The sequence below is a fragment of the Trinickia sp. EG282A genome, assembly GCF_040965455.1.
In the GTDB taxonomy this organism is placed as follows: Bacteria; Pseudomonadota; Gammaproteobacteria; order Burkholderiales; family Burkholderiaceae; genus Trinickia; species Trinickia symbiotica.
On the sequence record NZ_JBFRCC010000007.1, the window covers coordinates 120340 to 136409 of the forward strand.

Annotated in this window: 15 protein-coding genes; 6 read left to right on the plus strand and 9 right to left on the minus strand. The window is 63.2% G+C overall.

The features are described from left to right. The first annotated feature begins 29 nt into the window (after positions 1-29). From AB4Y31_RS28315 to AB4Y31_RS28330, 4 genes are all read left to right on the plus strand, one after another. Complete coding sequence (locus AB4Y31_RS28315; RefSeq protein ID WP_018440375.1) at positions 30-230, plus strand: DUF3311 domain-containing protein; 201 nt, start codon at positions 30-32, stop codon at positions 228-230. Next, entirely contained in the window at positions 227-1723 is a 1497-nt protein-coding gene (mctP, locus tag AB4Y31_RS28320) for a monocarboxylate uptake permease MctP (RefSeq protein ID WP_368676881.1), read from the plus strand. Before AB4Y31_RS28315 ends, mctP begins: the two co-directional genes overlap by 4 nt. Positions 1724-2005: 282 nt before the next feature. Continuing rightward, positions 2006-2572, plus strand: a complete 567-nt coding sequence (locus AB4Y31_RS28325; protein ID WP_368676882.1) for a hypothetical protein — start codon at positions 2006-2008, stop codon at positions 2570-2572. 70 nt (positions 2573-2642) lie between these two features. Beyond that, on the plus strand, positions 2643-3677 hold the full coding sequence (locus AB4Y31_RS28330; RefSeq protein ID WP_368676883.1) for a diguanylate cyclase: 1035 nt from the start codon (positions 2643-2645) through the stop codon (positions 3675-3677). Between the two features lie 77 nt (positions 3678-3754). On the opposite strand, the gene AB4Y31_RS28335 is transcribed toward AB4Y31_RS28330, so the two are convergent. The 6 genes from AB4Y31_RS28335 to AB4Y31_RS28360 form a co-directional block, all read right to left on the minus strand. Continuing rightward, the gene (locus AB4Y31_RS28335; protein WP_368676884.1) at positions 3755-4798 is read right to left on the minus strand and encodes an alpha/beta fold hydrolase; all 1044 of its coding nucleotides are present in this window, start codon (positions 4796-4798) and stop codon (positions 3755-3757) included. A 281-nt stretch (positions 4799-5079) separates the two neighbouring features. Next, complete coding sequence (locus AB4Y31_RS28340) at positions 5080-5613, minus strand: hypothetical protein (protein WP_368676885.1); 534 nt, start codon at positions 5611-5613, stop codon at positions 5080-5082. Between the two features lie 75 nt (positions 5614-5688). Beyond that, positions 5689-6204: a spore coat protein U domain-containing protein gene (locus AB4Y31_RS28345; RefSeq protein ID WP_368676886.1), complete on the minus strand. Its 516-nt coding sequence runs from the start codon at positions 6202-6204 to the stop codon at positions 5689-5691. After that, positions 6201-8474, minus strand: coding sequence for a fimbria/pilus outer membrane usher protein (locus tag AB4Y31_RS28350; RefSeq protein WP_368676887.1), 2274 nt, complete (start codon positions 8472-8474; stop codon positions 6201-6203). Before AB4Y31_RS28350 ends, AB4Y31_RS28345 begins: the two co-directional genes overlap by 4 nt. 49 nt (positions 8475-8523) lie before the next feature. Then, a complete protein-coding gene (locus tag AB4Y31_RS28355) occupies positions 8524-9267 on the minus strand; it encodes a molecular chaperone (RefSeq protein WP_368676888.1) in 744 nt (247 codons plus the stop codon). A gap of 74 nt (positions 9268-9341) precedes the next feature. After that, entirely contained in the window at positions 9342-9845 is a 504-nt protein-coding gene (locus AB4Y31_RS28360) for a spore coat U domain-containing protein (protein ID WP_368676889.1), read from the minus strand. Positions 9846-10241: 396 nt separating this feature from the next. On the opposite strand from AB4Y31_RS28360, the gene AB4Y31_RS28365 reads away from it, so the two are divergent. Together AB4Y31_RS28365 and AB4Y31_RS28370 are read left to right on the plus strand one after the other, a co-directional pair. Next, complete coding sequence (locus tag AB4Y31_RS28365; protein ID WP_368676890.1) at positions 10242-11198, plus strand: aldo/keto reductase; 957 nt, start codon at positions 10242-10244, stop codon at positions 11196-11198. 682 nt (positions 11199-11880) lie between these two features. Further along, positions 11881-12897: a hypothetical protein gene (locus AB4Y31_RS28370; RefSeq protein ID WP_368676891.1), complete on the plus strand. Its 1017-nt coding sequence runs from the start codon at positions 11881-11883 to the stop codon at positions 12895-12897. 142 nt (positions 12898-13039) lie between these two features. Here AB4Y31_RS28370 and AB4Y31_RS28375 read toward each other — a convergent pair whose 3' ends face one another. Genes AB4Y31_RS28375 through AB4Y31_RS28385 form a run of 3 tightly spaced genes read right to left on the minus strand, consistent with a single transcriptional unit; the run spans position 13040 to position 16035 of the window. Next, positions 13040-13348, minus strand: a complete 309-nt coding sequence (locus tag AB4Y31_RS28375; RefSeq protein ID WP_368676892.1) for a hypothetical protein — start codon at positions 13346-13348, stop codon at positions 13040-13042. Next, complete coding sequence (locus AB4Y31_RS28380) at positions 13349-14713, minus strand: acyclic terpene utilization AtuA family protein (protein WP_368676893.1); 1365 nt, start codon at positions 14711-14713, stop codon at positions 13349-13351. A gap of 14 nt (positions 14714-14727) precedes the next feature. Beyond that, entirely contained in the window at positions 14728-16035 is a 1308-nt protein-coding gene (locus tag AB4Y31_RS28385; RefSeq protein ID WP_368676894.1) for a CitMHS family transporter, read from the minus strand. Positions 16036-16070: the final 35 nt, after the last annotated feature.

Here is a 16070-nt window from a genome sequence, read left to right on the forward strand (position 1 = left end):
ATTCCACACGAGCTTTGGAGGAGAAAACAGTGACGACGCAAGCGCGTTCAGCCGGCCGTTCATGGCTTTGGCTCATTTTGCTCATTCCCTACGTAGCGCTGCTCTGGCTGCCGTTCTACAACGAGCGCATGCCCGCATTCGCCGGATTCCCATTCTTCTACTGGTATCAATTCCTCTGGGTTCCCGTTACGTCGCTACTGATCTATCTGGTCTATCGGGGGCTCAAATGAACGCGCTGAATCCAATCAACCCCGTGGCGATGGCGGTATTCATCGCATTTTTCGCGCTCGTCACGGTGCTCGGCTTCTTTGCCGCACGCTGGAAGCGCGGTGACCTGACGCAGCTGCACGAGTGGGGGCTCGGCGGTCGCCAGTTCGGCACGATCATTTCCTGGTTTCTGGTCGGCGGCGACTTCTATACGGCGTATACCGTCATTGCGGTGCCCGCGCTCGTCTATGCCGTCGGCGCGTATGGCTTCTTCGCGTTGCCGTACACGATCATCGTTTATCCGTTCGTCTTTGCCGTGATGCCGAAGCTTTGGCAGATCGCGCATGCGAAAGGTCACATCACGGCCGCTGACTTCGTCCACGGCGAATACGGCGGCAAATGGCTGCCGGCCGCCATCGCGGTGACCGGCATCGTCGCGACGATGCCGTACATCGCGCTGCAACTTGTCGGGATGGAAGTCGTCATCAAGGGACTCGGCGTGACAGGTGAGTTGCCGCTCGTCGTGGCGTTCGTGATCCTCGCGCTCTACACCTACACGAGCGGATTGCGCGCACCCGCGATGATCGCGTTCGTGAAGGACATCATGATCTATATCGTCGTCATTGCCGCCGTCTGCTTGATTCCGGCGAAGCTCGGCGGCTACGGGCATGTGTTCGAATTGGCCGATGCGCATTTCAAGGCCAAGGGCGGCGCAACCGGGATCGTCCTGGCGCCGACGCAGTTCACGGCGTACGCATCGCTCGCGCTCGGCTCCGCGCTCGCGGCTTTTATGTATCCGCATACGATGACGGGCGTGCTCTCCTCGGCATCGGCCAACACCGTCCGCAAAAACGCCATCTTCCTGCCCGCCTACACGTTGCTGCTCGGCCTCATCGCATTGCTCGGCTACATGGCGATCGCGGCCGGCGTGCAGGTCAAGTCGGCAAGCGATGTCGTGCCCGCCCTCTTCAATACGCTGTTTCCGTCGTGGTTCATCGGCTTTGCCGCCGCCGCGATCGCGATCAGTGCACTGGTGCCTGCCGCGATCATGTCGATCGGAGCGTCGAACCTCTTCACGCGTAACCTGTGGCGTCCGCTCGTTTCTCCGAATATGTCGCCCGCAAGCGAAGCGTCGACGGCGAAATTCGTCTCGCTCGTCGTGAAGTTCGGTGCGCTCGTTTGCATCGTCGCCTTGCCGACCAAGTTCGCGATCGACTTGCAACTGCTCGGCGGCGTCTGGATTCTGCAGATTTTCCCGGCGATCGTCTTCACGCTTTATTGCCGCCGCCTCAGCTCCACGGGCCTTTTCCTCGGCTGGCTCGTCGGCATTGCGCTCGGCACGGGGCTCGCCGCCGTGCAGGAGCTCAAGCCCGTGTTTCCGCTACACGTGTTCGGGAATGTCTATCCGCTCTACATTGGCCTCATCGCGCTGGTCGCGAATGCGATCGTGGCCATCGTCGTCTCGCTCGTTTTGCCCGCGCGCAATCCTGTAGAAGCTGGGAAGCTGGCCGCGTAATAACTACACGGCGAGCAGTTCCGATCCGAATCCGTTCCGGCGCGGGGCTGCCGGCACTATCGCTTCAGCACGCTTCTCGCGAGCGTGCTGACGATGGCAGCCCCGCGCGCTCGATCCACGATCGAGCGACCCGCGCCGGCGGCCCGTCAATTGCTTATTGGTGGCGGGTTGTCAGCAAAGTGCGGCGGGATTACATTTTCCGGCAGCCTTTTCGCGGCGTTCCGCGTTCGGCGGGACCTGCGCGGGGCCGCGCGTCGGGCGTAAGGATTCGGAGAAGTTGCAATGAATTGGCTTGGCGAAATGCCGGAAACGGACGTGAACCTCGATGGCGATGCCGATCGCGATTCCCCTCCGAAGCAGGCTCGGTATGGACGTTTCGCATTGTGGATCGCCTCGGCGAGCTCCCTCGCTTTTGGGGTCGCGGGCACCGTTGCGTACGGCGTCTGGTTTCATCACGATCAGGGCGTCTACGTCGATGCGTTGGCGAGTGCCAGGCAGGCGCTCGGAATCGGCGAGCCCGCGACGGCGGCGTCGGTGGCCGTGCGCGCGGGCACGGTAACGCACGCGTCTGACGGGGGGGCAGCGGCCGAGGCGTATATCGCGTCGGCCCAGCCCGCCTCCGCCGCTCAGCCGGCCGCGGCGAATTCGCAGGATCCCGCGCAATCGCCCGTGGCGGCGACAGGTCCGGCCCGGGCTAGCCGCTCGCCTGCGCAGGCCCGCGGCAGTACGGCGCCGCCGCGAGGCAAAGCGAGCCGCAACCCGTTCGAGCGGATCGCCTGGTTCTTCCACCGTGCAAGCCACCGCCGCCATGGCACCGGATATCGGCCAGAGCTCTACGCACGTCCCTAGACGGCCGCGCGCGCTGCGCGACCGGGCCGAGCGTGTTCTCTCGCGCGCCCTGCGGGTGGGACCGCGGGCGATGGCCATCGCCTCCTTGCTCGCGCTGCTGACAGGCTTGCTCTTCCTCGCCGTGCAGGCCCGCGCGATCTTCTCGGACGAGCTCAAGCAGGAATACGTCGCGCTTGTCGTCGATGCAGTCGGGCGCGCACACACCGCCGCCGTCGCCGCGAGCGAAACCAAGCGAACGTTCGATCTCGATCAGACCGCGGCCGATGACTATCGGCGCGCGCAAGCGAACCTCGTCGCTAGCGTGAAAACGCTCGCGGCGTTGGAGGACGCAAGCCCGTTCGCGTCTCCGCACGTTACCGGAGCCGCGCTCTCCCCAGGCGTGGTGGCGAGCGACACCGACGCCTCCCTCGACGCAGCGTCGACGTATTGGCACGCGCAGCGCGACCGCACGGCTGCCGATCTGCGAATGCGTATCTCGGGCGTGGCCAACGCCCTCATCGTATTGTCCGCATTCGTATTCAGCGCGCTCATTACCGCACTCGTGATGTATTCGAAGCGGGCGCGGCAGCTGGCGGAGCAGTCATCGCTGTTCCAGCATGCCGCACTGCACGACGCGCTGACGGGGCTGCCGAATCGCCGCAAGCTGTTCGAAGTGATCGAGGAAGCGGCGGCGGCGACTTCCAACGATCCGCGGGGCAAAATCGCCATTCTCTACATCGACCTCGATGGATTCAAAGCCATCAACGACTCGCGAGGTCATCGCGCGGGCGATGAGTTTTTGATCGGCACTTCCAGGCGCTTTCGTCGTGCCGTTCGCGTGGGCGACGTCGTCGCACGGATAGGCGGCGACGAGTTCGCCGTGCTGATCCGCGAATATTCGAGCGATGCTCAGCTTGCTTCGATCGCGCGACGCTTGAGCGCTTGCGTCGCGCAGACAGCCGAGGAAATGGGGATCCGAGGCGTGAGCGCGAGTATCGGCATCGCTTGTTGGCCGGATTCGGTCAAAGATCTCTATCGCCTCGTCGCGGCCGCCGATGAAACGATGTACCAGGTCAAGCGGACGCGGAAAAGCGGCTATGCGTTCGCTGCCCCGGCGAATCGATGATGGGCTTCCTAGGTCGCCAGCGACCGTCTGGACGCAACGCCGGCGTGAGCGCGCGTTGCGTCGTCTGACCGGCTCGGTCACAACTGCACGACTTGCTTGATCGCATCGGCGAATGCCTCCGGCGCTTCCTGCGGAAGGTTGTGGCCGATGCCGCCGCCGAGGGTCCGATGCAGGTACTTGCCGGTGAATTTCTTTGCATACGCTGCGGGCTCAGGGTGCGGCGCCCCGTTGGCATCGCCTTCGAGCGTGATGGTCGGCACCGAGATGGTCGGGCCGGTAGCCAGGCGCTTTTCGATGCTGTCGTATTGGGCTTCGCCCTGCGCGAGCCCGAGCCGCCAGCGATAGTTGTGAATGACGACGGCTACGTGGTCCGGGTTCTGAAACGATGCGGCCGAGCGCTCGTAAGTCGCATCGTCGAAATCCCACTTCGGCGAGGCCAGTTGCCAGATCAGCTTGTTGAAGGCGTCGCGGTTCGCCTCGTAGCCGAGCGCGCCGCGCTCCGTCGCGAAGTAGTACTGATACCACCATTGCAGTTCGGCCTTCGGCGGTAGCGGTTTCTCATTCGCCTTCTGACTGCCGATCAGGTAGCCGCTCACGGATACCAGCGCTTTGACACGCTCGGGCCATAGTGCCGCTATGGTATCGGCCGTGCGCCCGCCCCAGTCGTAGCCGCCGAACACCGCCTGATCGATTTTCAGCGCGTCCATCAACGCGACGATGTCGACAGCCGTAACAGCCTGCTGACCGTTGCGAGGCGTATCGGCCGAGAGAAAGCGCGTCGAGCCGTAGCCGCGCAAATACGGCACGATGACGCGATAGCCGGCCGACGCCAAGAGTGGGGCAACCTCTGCGTAACTATGGATGTCGTAAGGCCAACCGTGCAGCAGTATCACCACCGGCCCGTTCTTCGGACCCGCTTCGGCGTAACCCACGTTGAGGACGCCGGCGTCGATCTGTTGGATTTCGCCGAACGACGCGTTGCCGCTCGTGCGTTTTTTCGCGGAAGCGGTGTGCGACGACTTGGCGTTCGCAAGACTGCTCAGGCTCAGGTCCAACAGGCTGATGCTGGCGAGCGTCGTACCGAGTATTCTGCGGCGGCGGATATTGACGGGATCTGACATGGCGAATGCTCCGGTTTGGTTGTTCGGAAGATCGATGCGGCCGACCACGCGACCGCAAACATCACCTGCTTTTTCGATCGATTGCGCTCTCCGCGATGGCGGACGGAGCGCATCACCCGCTTTATATCCGGTCCATTCAGATGTTTTGTATTTCAATGTATCGGCCAGGAGCTGCTACACACGCCGATTCAAAATCGCTGGATTCCAGTTGAATCACGTCCTGGCTGATACGTATTTTTGCGCTGACTTGCGCCGTGGCGAGGCGGCCGCGATGCTCTCGGTCAGTTTGGCCGAACGATGATCGTCAGCGGCCACGCGTAAGTACCGTCCTTCAGTTTTTTCGCCAGGTTGAAGCGGTAGGTCAGCGACAGATTGATGGTCGATCCCGTGAAGGGCATCGTGACCGTGCCGCCGGTGGCGGGCAGGGTTACGCTCGTGCCGAGTCCATAAACCTGAATGGACGACAAGAGCGCCTGTTCGGATGGCGCGACCTGAAAGACGAGCGTGTAACCGGCGCGGTCGTTCGTCTTGACTGTGAGAGTCGATCCGCTGGGGTTATCGCCGTCGGGCACGTTGAGATAGCCGAGGTTCACGTCCTTGTTGGTGATGACGAGCTGGGTCGGCTGACCGGCGGCGTCTTGCGCATAGGGCTGCACCGTGGCCCCGATCGTGATTTGCCGCATCGATTGCTTGGCGCCCGCTTGAAAGCAGAACAGCGCCAAGGACGTCGCTGTCAGTGCCGCCAAGAGCGGCGCGATGCCGACCATCCGTCCATCCCGCCCTTTGCGAGCGGCTTTCCCCTGGGTCCGTTTCATTTCGTCGATCCTTTCAGAGCTTCATCGGCTCCGGCGGCTCTTTCTTCACCGCCGTGGGCGAGGTAGGCGGCACGCTCACTGATACGTCAACGTGACCGTGATGGGCATGGTGGTCCCGTAGCTTCCAGGCACTGCATTCTGTCCCGCTCGTATCACGCCGTAGATGGTGATCGGGACCGACGACTGCTGATTGGTGATCGTTCCCGAGAGGGTGATCGTGCCGTCTCCGGTGCCGTCCCCCCAAATGGTCGTATAGGCACTGCTCGTATAGAGGTTGTACGAAACGGTGTTGCTGCCATTGAGCAACTGACGGTTGGCATAGCTGCCGGAGCCAGCCGTTGCCGACAACGTGTAGCTGACTGACTTGCTGCCATTGCCCCACCCGCCGCACGTTATGGTGATCGTCGTCGTGCTCGTCGCGTTGCTCGTCGTGCTGTAGGCGCCAAAGCTGAGCGGATTGGCCGACACGTTGCAGGTCGCGGCTGCTCCATCGTTGCTCCATGTTGCAGCCACCGCCGTCATGGCCAGCGCGATCACGCCCTGCCGGGGCCATGCGCGCCGCCGGCGCGCGGTTTCTCGAACGTACGTCATTGTCGAACTCCCTTGCAAACGAATGTGCCGAGATCGGGAAGCGGCTCGGCGCCCGCGGGAAAAGGCACCTCGACGTCACAGTGCTGGCCGCGCCAGCCTGCCCGAAGGCGATTTCGTGCCGACAGTCCCGTGAGGTAGACCACGCCGTCGTGACCAACGGGGAACTCCTGAGCTTGCCCATCGACTTTCACCGTCGCGCCCACGGGCAGGCGGCTTCCGTCGTCGAGCGCGAGCGTGAGCACCGCGTCGTGCGCGTGACTGACGGGGAATTCGAGGACCATTCCGCTGCGAAACCGCGGAACGGCATCCATCGATAGCGTGCCGACCTTGGCGTCGAACGGCAGATCCATCTGTTCGATCGATATGGCGTTTTTCTCGAACGCGCGCAGCCTGGGCACCAGTGCTTCACCGCCCGCACCGGTTTTCCCGACGAGCTGGTTATCGGCGTAGACGCGGACATTGGGAAAGTCGGGCACTTTGACTACGGCGAAACTGTCCGTGATGCGCCGAGTGAAATGGATGCCGTCAAGAATCGCGACACCGCCGGAGACATCGAGGCGCACGCCGGTTTGCCCCTCGTGGCTCGCGCCTTCGAGCATGTAGCTGCCGATCCTGTTTTGCGCATTGAGCTCGACGTCCCACGTGCGGCGGTCGCCTTGCTCGATGCTGTAGCCGACGCCATCGCCTGGAGGCAGGCCGCGCTGCAGTTGCGTCAGGACATCCGTGCGATTTTGTTGCCGAGTGACGTTGACGGAGCTGGTCGTTCGTTGGCCCATCGGCTTAGTCCAGAACATGCCGACCGAGAGGCTTCCGGACTGGTTCAACGCTTTGGAAACCGACAAGCTGACGAAGCCGAGATTTCCCAGCTCCGTGCTGTAGGTTGCGGATGCCAGCTGAGTCGGATGACCGCCGCGATCGTCGAGGTAAACATAGGCGAGCCCGAGCGAGCCGTTGTGAGGGATTGCCACACCCATGTTGACGTTCGCCAGGAGGCGCGGTGCGGGCATGCCGGATTCGAGGCCCAGTTGCGTAAAACGGCTGCTGGTCATCTGCGCATGCACGCCTAAGCTCACGGGGCTCGCCTGACGCTCGAACCCAAGCAGAACCAGGCCGCCGACCCCCTCCCGGCTATGGCTGGCGGCGATTGCGGCATTGAATGTGCCCAGTGACGGCGCGAGCAGAACGGCGCCGACCCCGAGCGTCTGTCGTTGGGCTTGCGCCTCCGCATGCACTTCCCCCGTGAATCGCTCAGTCAGGCCGAGCCGATGTGTGGCGGCGATGAACGGTTGAACGTAATCGTTGCTGTCGATGCCATAGTTTTCGCGTACGCCGCCAAGCTCGTATGAATAGTCGTGGAGCCCTTGTGCGAGCAGGCGGGCACTCGCGTAGAACGGCTGGGTGATCACCTGCTCGCGGCCCATCACATCGCGCACGACGAGGCGCACATTGCCCTGACCCGTCACCACAGGCACATTGGTGATCGAGAACGGACCGGGGGCGACCTCCTTGGTGCCGCTCAACACGTTGTTGACGTAGAGCTCGACCGTCGAGGGCAGGGCGGCCTGGCCGCCGATGCTTTGCAACGGCAACGCGACAAAGCCGGGTTGAACGCCGAAGTTCGTGCCGTATTGGATGCCGCCGAACCTCACGCTGCGGCCCCACATTCCGGCGTCGTTGATCGAGTCCCCGAGACGCAGACTGGTGAGGCGTTCGGGAAAGTCCTTCGTCCAAGTTGTCTCGAGCCGGGTGAAGCGCCGGCTGACATCGTCACCGTTGACCAAAAAGCTGCCGACACCCACGCCGAAACTGTTGAAAATGCCTGCTTCGAACAAGCCCGATTGATGAGTGAGGCCGCTCGAGCGTTCCGCGTAGAGGTCGTAGTTGAAGAAGCCTCCGAGGCCGGGTTTCGCCGCGAGCGCAGGCGGCTTGCTCGCTTCATCGAAGGCGCTCGGCAAAAAGGCTCGGGCAGGCGCCGTCACCGCGATCGTCAGGTGAGCTTCGTCGATCTGATACGAGAGATCGGGGATCGCCTTCAACGGGAAAAAGGCCTCGTTGTTGTGCATAAGCGGCGTGACGTCCGGTGTTTGCAAGCGCCATCGTTTGAGGTCGGACGCCGCCGCATACACGGTACCGTCCTTGCCCCTTAGCAGTAGCACCGTTTCATCCAGGTCCTGCTTGTTGAGGTCGAATTGCAAAAGCATTTCCTCGGGGCTCTCGGCGACCATCTGATGTGCCGCCGGCGAGCCTGGTAGTTCATTGGGGAATGTCATGCCTGCTCTCGCCACGGACGCCGCCAGCATCGCCAGCGCCGCGACCGTCCTACTGCCACTGCTGCGCAATGGGCGAATCGATGTCACCCGCATCGGAATAAGCCTTCAATCGCAAGGCGCCGCCGGGCGCGGAGGGCGCATCTCGTCCTGGCTGCATGACGAGGCGCCGCGTCTGTCCGGGCAAGACGTAGGCGAACCCCGGATACGTTGCAACCGGCCGATCGCCGGCCGTCAGCACGAGGTTGGCGACTTGCGCGTGGGCCGTGCCTTCATTCGTCACCGAAAGGGCGAGGGGACCGCTGCCTTGCCTGTCGACGTGCCATTGCAGTGCGGGCGCCGTGGCGACGCGCGGCTTGACGAAAATCGGCAATCGCATCTCCAGCGCGATCTGGACGCCGGCGAACCCGGGCTTGGGCGGTGGCGGAACCTCGCGCAGGTAGAGCCGATAGGTCGTTTCGCGATCAGACGCCGATGGGTGGCGCAGGCCGATGCGAATGACCTGTGTCGCGCCCGGCGCCAACGTGAAAATCGGTGGGGTGGCCAACAGCTCGGGCGCTGGGGTATAGACGTCTTCACCGTCCTTTTGCGACCAGGCCACGGTATTCAACTCGACGACGACCGGCTCGTCGGTCATTTCATTCTTGACCGTCAATGCGCTCGACGTCTGAGACGGCGACAGCTCCACTCTCACGGGAGTCACGGTGAAATTCGCCGCATGCGAGATCGCGCACGTCGAGACGAGCGCGGCGCCCGTCGCTGCGCGGGCTAGCAGGCGGATCGCTCGGATCATCATTGGCTGGCTCCCCGTAGTCTTTATTTACGCCCCCCTCGTTGGGGGGCTGGCTTTATCGACAGACTTGCGATCCGTCAGTACGTCACGGTGACTTTCACCGTATCGGCATAGCTGCCCGGCACGGTATTGGGCTGAGTCGGGACGTAGCCGAACACCGTTTTCGTGATGGCGTTGCCGGAGGCCATGCCCGCGCCCGTGGCGGAGACGGTGTCCGTGCCCACCGTGTTGCCCCATACGGTGCTGTGACCGGAGTCTTGATAGAGCGAGTACGAGAGCGTGTTGGAGCCGCTCGTCATGACGCGGCTTGCCACCGTGGCGCCCGAGCCCGCGCCGGCGTCGAGGCCGATGTTGAACGGCGTCGTATTGGTGCAATTGACGCTGATCGATGAAGTGGATGCCTGGGCCCCCTGGGTCGGGTCGAAGGCGCCGAAAGACAACGCGCTTGCCGAGTTGATGACGCACGTTGCGTTGACGGTTGCCGAAACGCCGAACGTCGTGGACGTCGTGCCGGCAAATGCCCCCGCGGCAATCGAAAAACAGGCGGCTGCGACAGCCGCTCTGATCACGGTTTTTTTCATCACGAACACTCCTGAAAGAATGAGTTCGATCCGACATCGGTGCGGACGTCATTGAGCGGCCGCGATGCCATGCGCCGGATCGATGCGACCGGACCGCAATAGCCGCGCCATGGTCGCCATTGGCTCGCGAGTAAAGGGTGAGCGCGGCCATTGCAAGCGACTCGGACGCTGCGCGCGCAAAGAATGTCTCGCGCATGAGACGCCGGCGAGCGCTTGTCATGGGCCCGGGCTCCCGATTGGCACGCCGATTGAGGTCGCCCTGGCGCGCAAATCGGCAGAGACAGGAAAGACGCAAGTGCCTCACAAATGAGACGCACCGCGAGCGCATGCTCGCTGGCCAGCAAAACCGAGGCGTGGCGAGTATCCTGATTCGCCTCATTCACGACGGAGGCGAAGATGGAAAAGCGCAAACTGGGCCGATCGGCGCTCGATGTGTCGCCGATCTGTTTTGGCGGAAACGTGTTCGGCTGGACGGCGGACGAGGCGACGTCGTTTTCGCTGTTGGACGAGCTCGTCGATGCCGGGATCGACTTTATCGATACGGCCGACGTCTACTCGCGCTGGGCGCCGGGCAATCGGGGCGGTGAGTCGGAGACAATCATCGGCAAGTGGCTCAAGCGAAGCGGCAAACGGAACCGGATCGTACTGGCGACGAAAGTCGGCATGCTCGAGGCACGGCCGGGTTTGTCGCAGGCGAACATTCTGCAGGCAGCGGACGACTCGCTGCGCCGTTTGCAGACCGATTACATCGACGTTTATTTTTCTCACCGCGATCTTGCGGACACCCCGCTCGAGGAAACGCTCGGCGCGTATCAGAAGCTGATCGACGCGGGGAAGGTCCGGGTGATCGGCGCGTCGAACTACACCGGCGCGCGGCTCGACGAGGCCGCGGCGATCAGTGCGCGCAACGGCCTGCCCGCCTATCAGGTCGTACAGCCCGAATACAACCTTTACGACCGGCAGGAATACGAGCGCGATATCGAGCCTGCCGCTGCGCGGAACCAGCTTGCCGTGGTGACGTACTACTCGCTCGCGAGCGGCTTCTTGAGCGGCAAATATCGGGGCCGCGATGATTTGAAAAAGAGTGCGCGCGGCGGGAATGTCGAGAAGTATTTCACCGCGCGCGGGCAAAGGATTCTTGGCGCCCTCGACGAGGTCAGCGCGCGCCACAACACGACACAGGCGAGCGTGGCGCTGGCTTGGCTGATCGCCCGGCCGAGCGTGACGGCGCCGATCGCGAGCGCGACGTCGCGCGAGCAGGTGCGCGCGTTGGTGGCCGCCGCGGATCTGACGCTGGACAAAGAGGATGTCGAACTGCTCGATCGGGCCAGCGAGTACGCAGAGCAGCACTAACCACGTTTCAATGCGACTATGCGGCGCGGGGTTCGTTCGCGCCGCATCGGTCGGCCTTTGGGCCCGTTGATGGGGTCCATTGATCGTTTCCCGGAACTCTTCCATCACTCGGATACGGCGGAAATCGTTACCAGCGCGGCCGCGCGCGGTGACCTTTCTCACGCTCCAACCTTCTCTTCGTCCGAGAGTTTTCCCTTCCTAGCGATTTGCTTGCGGTGGTGGCCTACATTGCGGCCTTCGTTTGGCGAGCGCGCTTGCTCCGCCAATCGTCGGCAATGCATCGGCAAGTCCGTGCTCGAGCAGATGCAAGAGCGCACATGTACGCGCATCACGCTTGCCGATCTTGCGGTTTCGAGTCAGTGCCTTGTACTGACTTTCTTTGTGGACGGGGTGCGAGAGATCCCGAACAAGTAGCTAGGAGAGAACGATGAAACACAAATCCATAGATCTGCCGCGCGGTCGAGCGGCATTGGCTGTCTCTGCCGTCGCGGTATTGGCAGCGATGGGGTTAGGTGCTTGTGGAGGCGGGAGCGGAGGATCCGGTCCGGCGGCTAGCCAAAAGGAAACGGCCGCCGGTTCTGCTCCGAACGGAATCAAGGTGGAAGGGAAATCGCAATCAGTGCAAGCTGTTGACGGGAAGGTAGAGCTAGTCTTGCCTCAAGTGCCTTCTTCCGAATATGGCGTGCTCAGGGGTAACTTCCACAGTGCTGCAATCGACGCCGCCGTGCTTCAGGAAGCGGCACCGGGCGCATATAGGGCATTTGGGGATCGCGCCTCGCTGTCGTCGGGAACGATCACCGATTTGTCGGGCAATGGCGAGTACGCGATCGGCCGCTGGACGCAGGGCGCCGATTCGAACGGTGGAACGTACAACGCAAATCAAGGTCGTGCATGGGCGGTAGGGAAGGCACTTGCTCTGACTATCGATGAAGGCTCCGAGTACCACTGCAAGTTCCAGGCGGCTACGCGGCCTGTGGCAATCAATGGTAATACTCCGCCCGGCAAAGTGAACGCGGGCGCAGCGAAGGTGTATGTAAAGCGCGAAGTATTGAAATCGGGCGACGTATCGCGCAGGCCTGTCTTCGATCTGTCGCTGGAGTACTCGATTGGAAACGACGCCGCGCAAACCAAGGCAGCGAGAGCCATCTCGATCGGGTACGTGAGCGATCCGACGGATCAGCATACGTTCACGTCTAAACTCGTCGGCAGCGACAAAGCAAAGCCTTATCTCACCGTCGCCTACACGATGCAGGCACCGACCGCCGGTACGGTCCATGGCGTCGCGGTGATGGCGTGCCAGTACCATCCGCCGGCAACGAACGAGCAGCCTCCCGCGACGGATAGTCAATCCGGGCCCCTGAGTCAGTCGGACGCAGCCGGCGATTCGCCGGCTGCGATCGATAGTCCATCGCAGCAGCACGAGGCGCCATCCGTCGATCAATCCCAGCAGGCGGGGCAGTCGGACACGGCCGACGGCTCGCGTGCTACGACTGATACCTCGTCGGTACCCGCCGATGTTCCGTCCGGTTCTCCATCGGAGCAAGCAGCGCAGTCGGACGCGGCAGGCGGTACCTCGGCGGTGACTGAAACCCCGTCGTCACAGCATGACGGCCCATCCGCCAGAACGCCCGCCACGGCCCCCGAGAGCGTCGTCGCGAGTATCGACTGGTCAGAAGGGGAAGAGCTCCCGACGGATTAGGCTGCATTGATGATCGACGGCCGGTTCCCGGTTCGGCTACCGGTCTTCCAGACGGGTAGCCGGCTCGACAGAGTTCCGCATGATGGCTTGCTCGAGGGCTCGCGATCGGCGAAGCTCGGGGCCGAGTGAATGCAGCGGCCCACTACGGAGCGGGAATATCGAGATCCAGCAGGGCGGAGCTGACGGACTTGCCATGCGCGTCGAGCGCGAGCGAACGCGTCACGCCTCCGCCCAGCGCCTCACGTAAAACGAAGTTGAGTGCGCCGATCAAAGGCAGTTCGTAGCGGACGACATCGCCGCGCACCAGATCGGCCAAATGCGCTTTCACGCGCTCGGGCGTCACGTGCGCGAGCACATGCGCGTAGGCACGCGGATCCCGACAAATGACCGATACGTTGAGCGTATTGCCTTTGTCGCCGGTCCTCGAATGGGCCAGGTCTCGCAGCTTCAATCAAACCTCCACGATTTCGAATGATGGCTGGACCAGTTCGCGCGGAACCAACACCGACTGCACGGCAATCACCTCGCGCGCGCTCTTCGTCGCACCGCCGCCGCCGGCCGGTCCGTTCGTATAGAGCGTTTCGACCTCGTTGCCAATCCGCGTCGCCTCTTCGAGCGTCGGCGCGCGCCCAGCCACGCGGGCACGAACTTCATACGGTGCGGGGTGACTCATGCTCAACGAGGGCCCATAGAGCGCGTCGACCCCAATGAGATCGAAGCGCAACTCGCCAACATCGACGCCCGCGAGCGCCAGCCGCTCGCGGACGATGTCGAGCGCCAACCGTCCTCGATCGACGGCACCCGGGCCGCCATATGAAAATTGCCCCTCGCCGATGAACCCATCGGTAAACGCCACGCTTGCCTTCAATGTAGACGGCCGCGGCGTTCCCGTTCCTCCTGTCACGCGCACGCGATCAGGGCTTTGCTCTTCAATGCGCACACCAGTGAAATCGGCAACGACATCAGGCTGTAGATAGCGCTTGGGATCGTGTATCTCGTAGAGCAATTGCTCCTTGCAAGTCGCCGCCGTCACGCAGCCGCCCGCGGAAGGGATCTTCGTCACGACGACGGTGCCGTCTTCCGTCACCTCGCCGATCGGAAACCCGAGCCTCGCCAAGGCGGGAACGTCCTTGATGCCGGGATCGGCGAAATAGCCGCCCGTGACCTGTCCCGCGCACTCGAGCAAATGCCCGACGACGGTCGCTTGCCCGAGCCGCCGCCAATCGTCGAAGGCCCACCCGAACTCGTAAGCGAGCGGTGCCACGAAGAGCGACGGATCGGACACGCGACCCGTCAGCACGATATCGGCTCCGGCCGCGAGCGCCGCAACGATCGGTTCGGCACCGAGATAGGCGTTCGCCGACACGATCCTGTCGCCGAGCGTGCCAACCGGCTGGCCGGTTTCCTCGAAACGATAATCGCCTTGCTTCACGATATCGAGTACGTCGTCGCCGACGACAGCGGCGATCTTCAAGCCCGACAACCCGAGCGATCGTGCGATTTCGGCAGTCGCGCGCGCAGCCGCATGCGGGTTGGCCGCGCCCATGTTCGAGACGATGCGCACGCCATTGCGCACGGCGTGCGGCAGCACCTCACGCATACGGGCTTCGAGCAGCGGATCGTAGCCGCGCTGAGGGTTATGCCGCCGCGCTTGCTGCGCGAGGGCGATGGTTCGCTCGGCGAGGCACTCGAACACCAGGTAATCGAGGGCACCGCGTTCGGCGAGCTCGACCGCAGGCTCGATTCTGTCGCCCGAGTAACCGGCGCCTGCGCCGAGCCGCACGATGCGCTTGGATTGGGCTTGGGCTGCTGTCATCGTCGTCGATTGCGTCAAAGAGAAAAGATGCCGAGCGCGACGCAAGCGATCGTCATGACGATCGACGCGCCGAACAGCAGCGGAAACGTGAACTTCTGATGGTCGGCAAGATCGACGCGCGTCAGCCCGCAAACGAGAAACGTCGCGGGCGTGAGCGGACTGATCGGAAAGCCGGTCGTCATTTGGCCGAGCAGGGCCGCCTGCCCAATCTTGACGGCAGGCACGCCGAGCTGGGCGGCGACTTCGGCAACAACCGGCAGGACTCCGAAGTAAAACGAATCGGGATCGAACAGAAGGCTGAGCGGCATCGACAGGAGACCGAGCACGACCGGAATATGCGCGGCCATATCGGCGGGCACGAACCCGACGGCGACGCCCGCCATCGCCTTCAGCATGCCGCTGCCTTGCATGATGCCGGTGAATGCGCCGGCGGCGAGCAGGATGCCGGCCATCATCAGCGCGGCCCGCGCATGCGCGTCGATGCGCTGACGCTGCATCTCGACGTCGGGGTAGTTCACGAGCAGCGCAATGCAAAGGCCCACCATGAACATGATGGCCGGCGGCATCTTCTCTCCCATTGCGATCATCGAACCGAGCACGAAGACCGTCAGCACGATGTTGAACCAGAAGTTGCGCGGCCGTCGCAGCGCCTTCTGTTCATCGGTGATCGCGAACTGGGGCAGGGGGACGCCACTGCCGGACCCGGCATCGAGCCCGAGGCGCTTTTCTTCGCGTCGGCCGAGCCAATAAGCGGCGCCGAATACGAATGCGAGCCCGACGATCTGCACGGGCACCAGCGGATTGAAGAGCGCCGCTACCGGCAGATGCAGCGACGCGGAGGCCCGGATCATCGGCCCCGTCCAGGGCAGAAAGTTCACGCCCGCAGCCATCGAGGCGGCCGCCGCCAGCATGCGTCGATCCATGCCGAGACGGTCGTACAGCGGCAGCATCGCGGGAATCGTCACGAGAAAGCAGACGGCTCCCGAGCCGTCCAGATGAATCAGCAGCGCGAGCAAGGTGGTGCCCATGACGATGCGGGTCGGGCGCGTGCCGACTGTCCGCACGATGCGCTCGATGATCGGATCGAGCGTGCCGGCATCCGTGATCACGCCAAAGTAGAGAATCGCGAACACGAACATGCCGACGACCGGAGCGAGGCTCTTCAGCCCGTCGAGCACGAACTTGCCCGTTTGCAAGCCGAAACCGCCGATCAGCGAGGCGACGATCGGCACGATGATCAGCGCGACGAGCGGCGACATCCGTTTAGTGAGGATCGCCGCGAGCAGCACGGCAATAGTCAGGACTCCCAGCAACGCCAGCATGCGAATGTCTCCGGTCTTGTCTTTTGGTGGCGACA

Bases quoted from the DNA above. Each gene is read 5' to 3' on its own strand.
- mctP (WP_368676881.1), top strand. From the start codon at position 227: ATGAACGCGCTGAATCCAATCAACCCCGTGGCGATGGCGGTATTCATC.
- AB4Y31_RS28325 (WP_368676882.1), top strand. From the start codon at position 2,006: ATGAATTGGCTTGGCGAAATGCCGGAAACGGACGTGAACCTCGATGGC.
- AB4Y31_RS28330 (WP_368676883.1), top strand. From the start codon at position 2,643: ATGGCCATCGCCTCCTTGCTCGCGCTGCTGACAGGCTTGCTCTTCCTC.
- AB4Y31_RS28335 (WP_368676884.1), bottom strand. From the start codon at position 4,798: ATGTCAGATCCCGTCAATATCCGCCGCCGCAGAATACTCGGTACGACG.
- AB4Y31_RS28340 (WP_368676885.1), bottom strand. From the start codon at position 5,613: ATGAAACGGACCCAGGGGAAAGCCGCTCGCAAAGGGCGGGATGGACGG.
- AB4Y31_RS28345 (WP_368676886.1), bottom strand. From the start codon at position 6,204: ATGACGTACGTTCGAGAAACCGCGCGCCGGCGGCGCGCATGGCCCCGG.
- AB4Y31_RS28350 (WP_368676887.1), bottom strand. From the start codon at position 8,474: ATGACATTCCCCAATGAACTACCAGGCTCGCCGGCGGCACATCAGATG.
- AB4Y31_RS28355 (WP_368676888.1), bottom strand. From the start codon at position 9,267: ATGATGATCCGAGCGATCCGCCTGCTAGCCCGCGCAGCGACGGGCGCC.
- AB4Y31_RS28360 (WP_368676889.1), bottom strand. From the start codon at position 9,845: ATGAAAAAAACCGTGATCAGAGCGGCTGTCGCAGCCGCCTGTTTTTCG.
- AB4Y31_RS28365 (WP_368676890.1), top strand. From the start codon at position 10,242: ATGGAAAAGCGCAAACTGGGCCGATCGGCGCTCGATGTGTCGCCGATC.
- AB4Y31_RS28380 (WP_368676893.1), bottom strand. From the start codon at position 14,713: ATGACAGCAGCCCAAGCCCAATCCAAGCGCATCGTGCGGCTCGGCGCA.
- AB4Y31_RS28385 (WP_368676894.1), bottom strand. From the start codon at position 16,035: ATGCTGGCGTTGCTGGGAGTCCTGACTATTGCCGTGCTGCTCGCGGCG.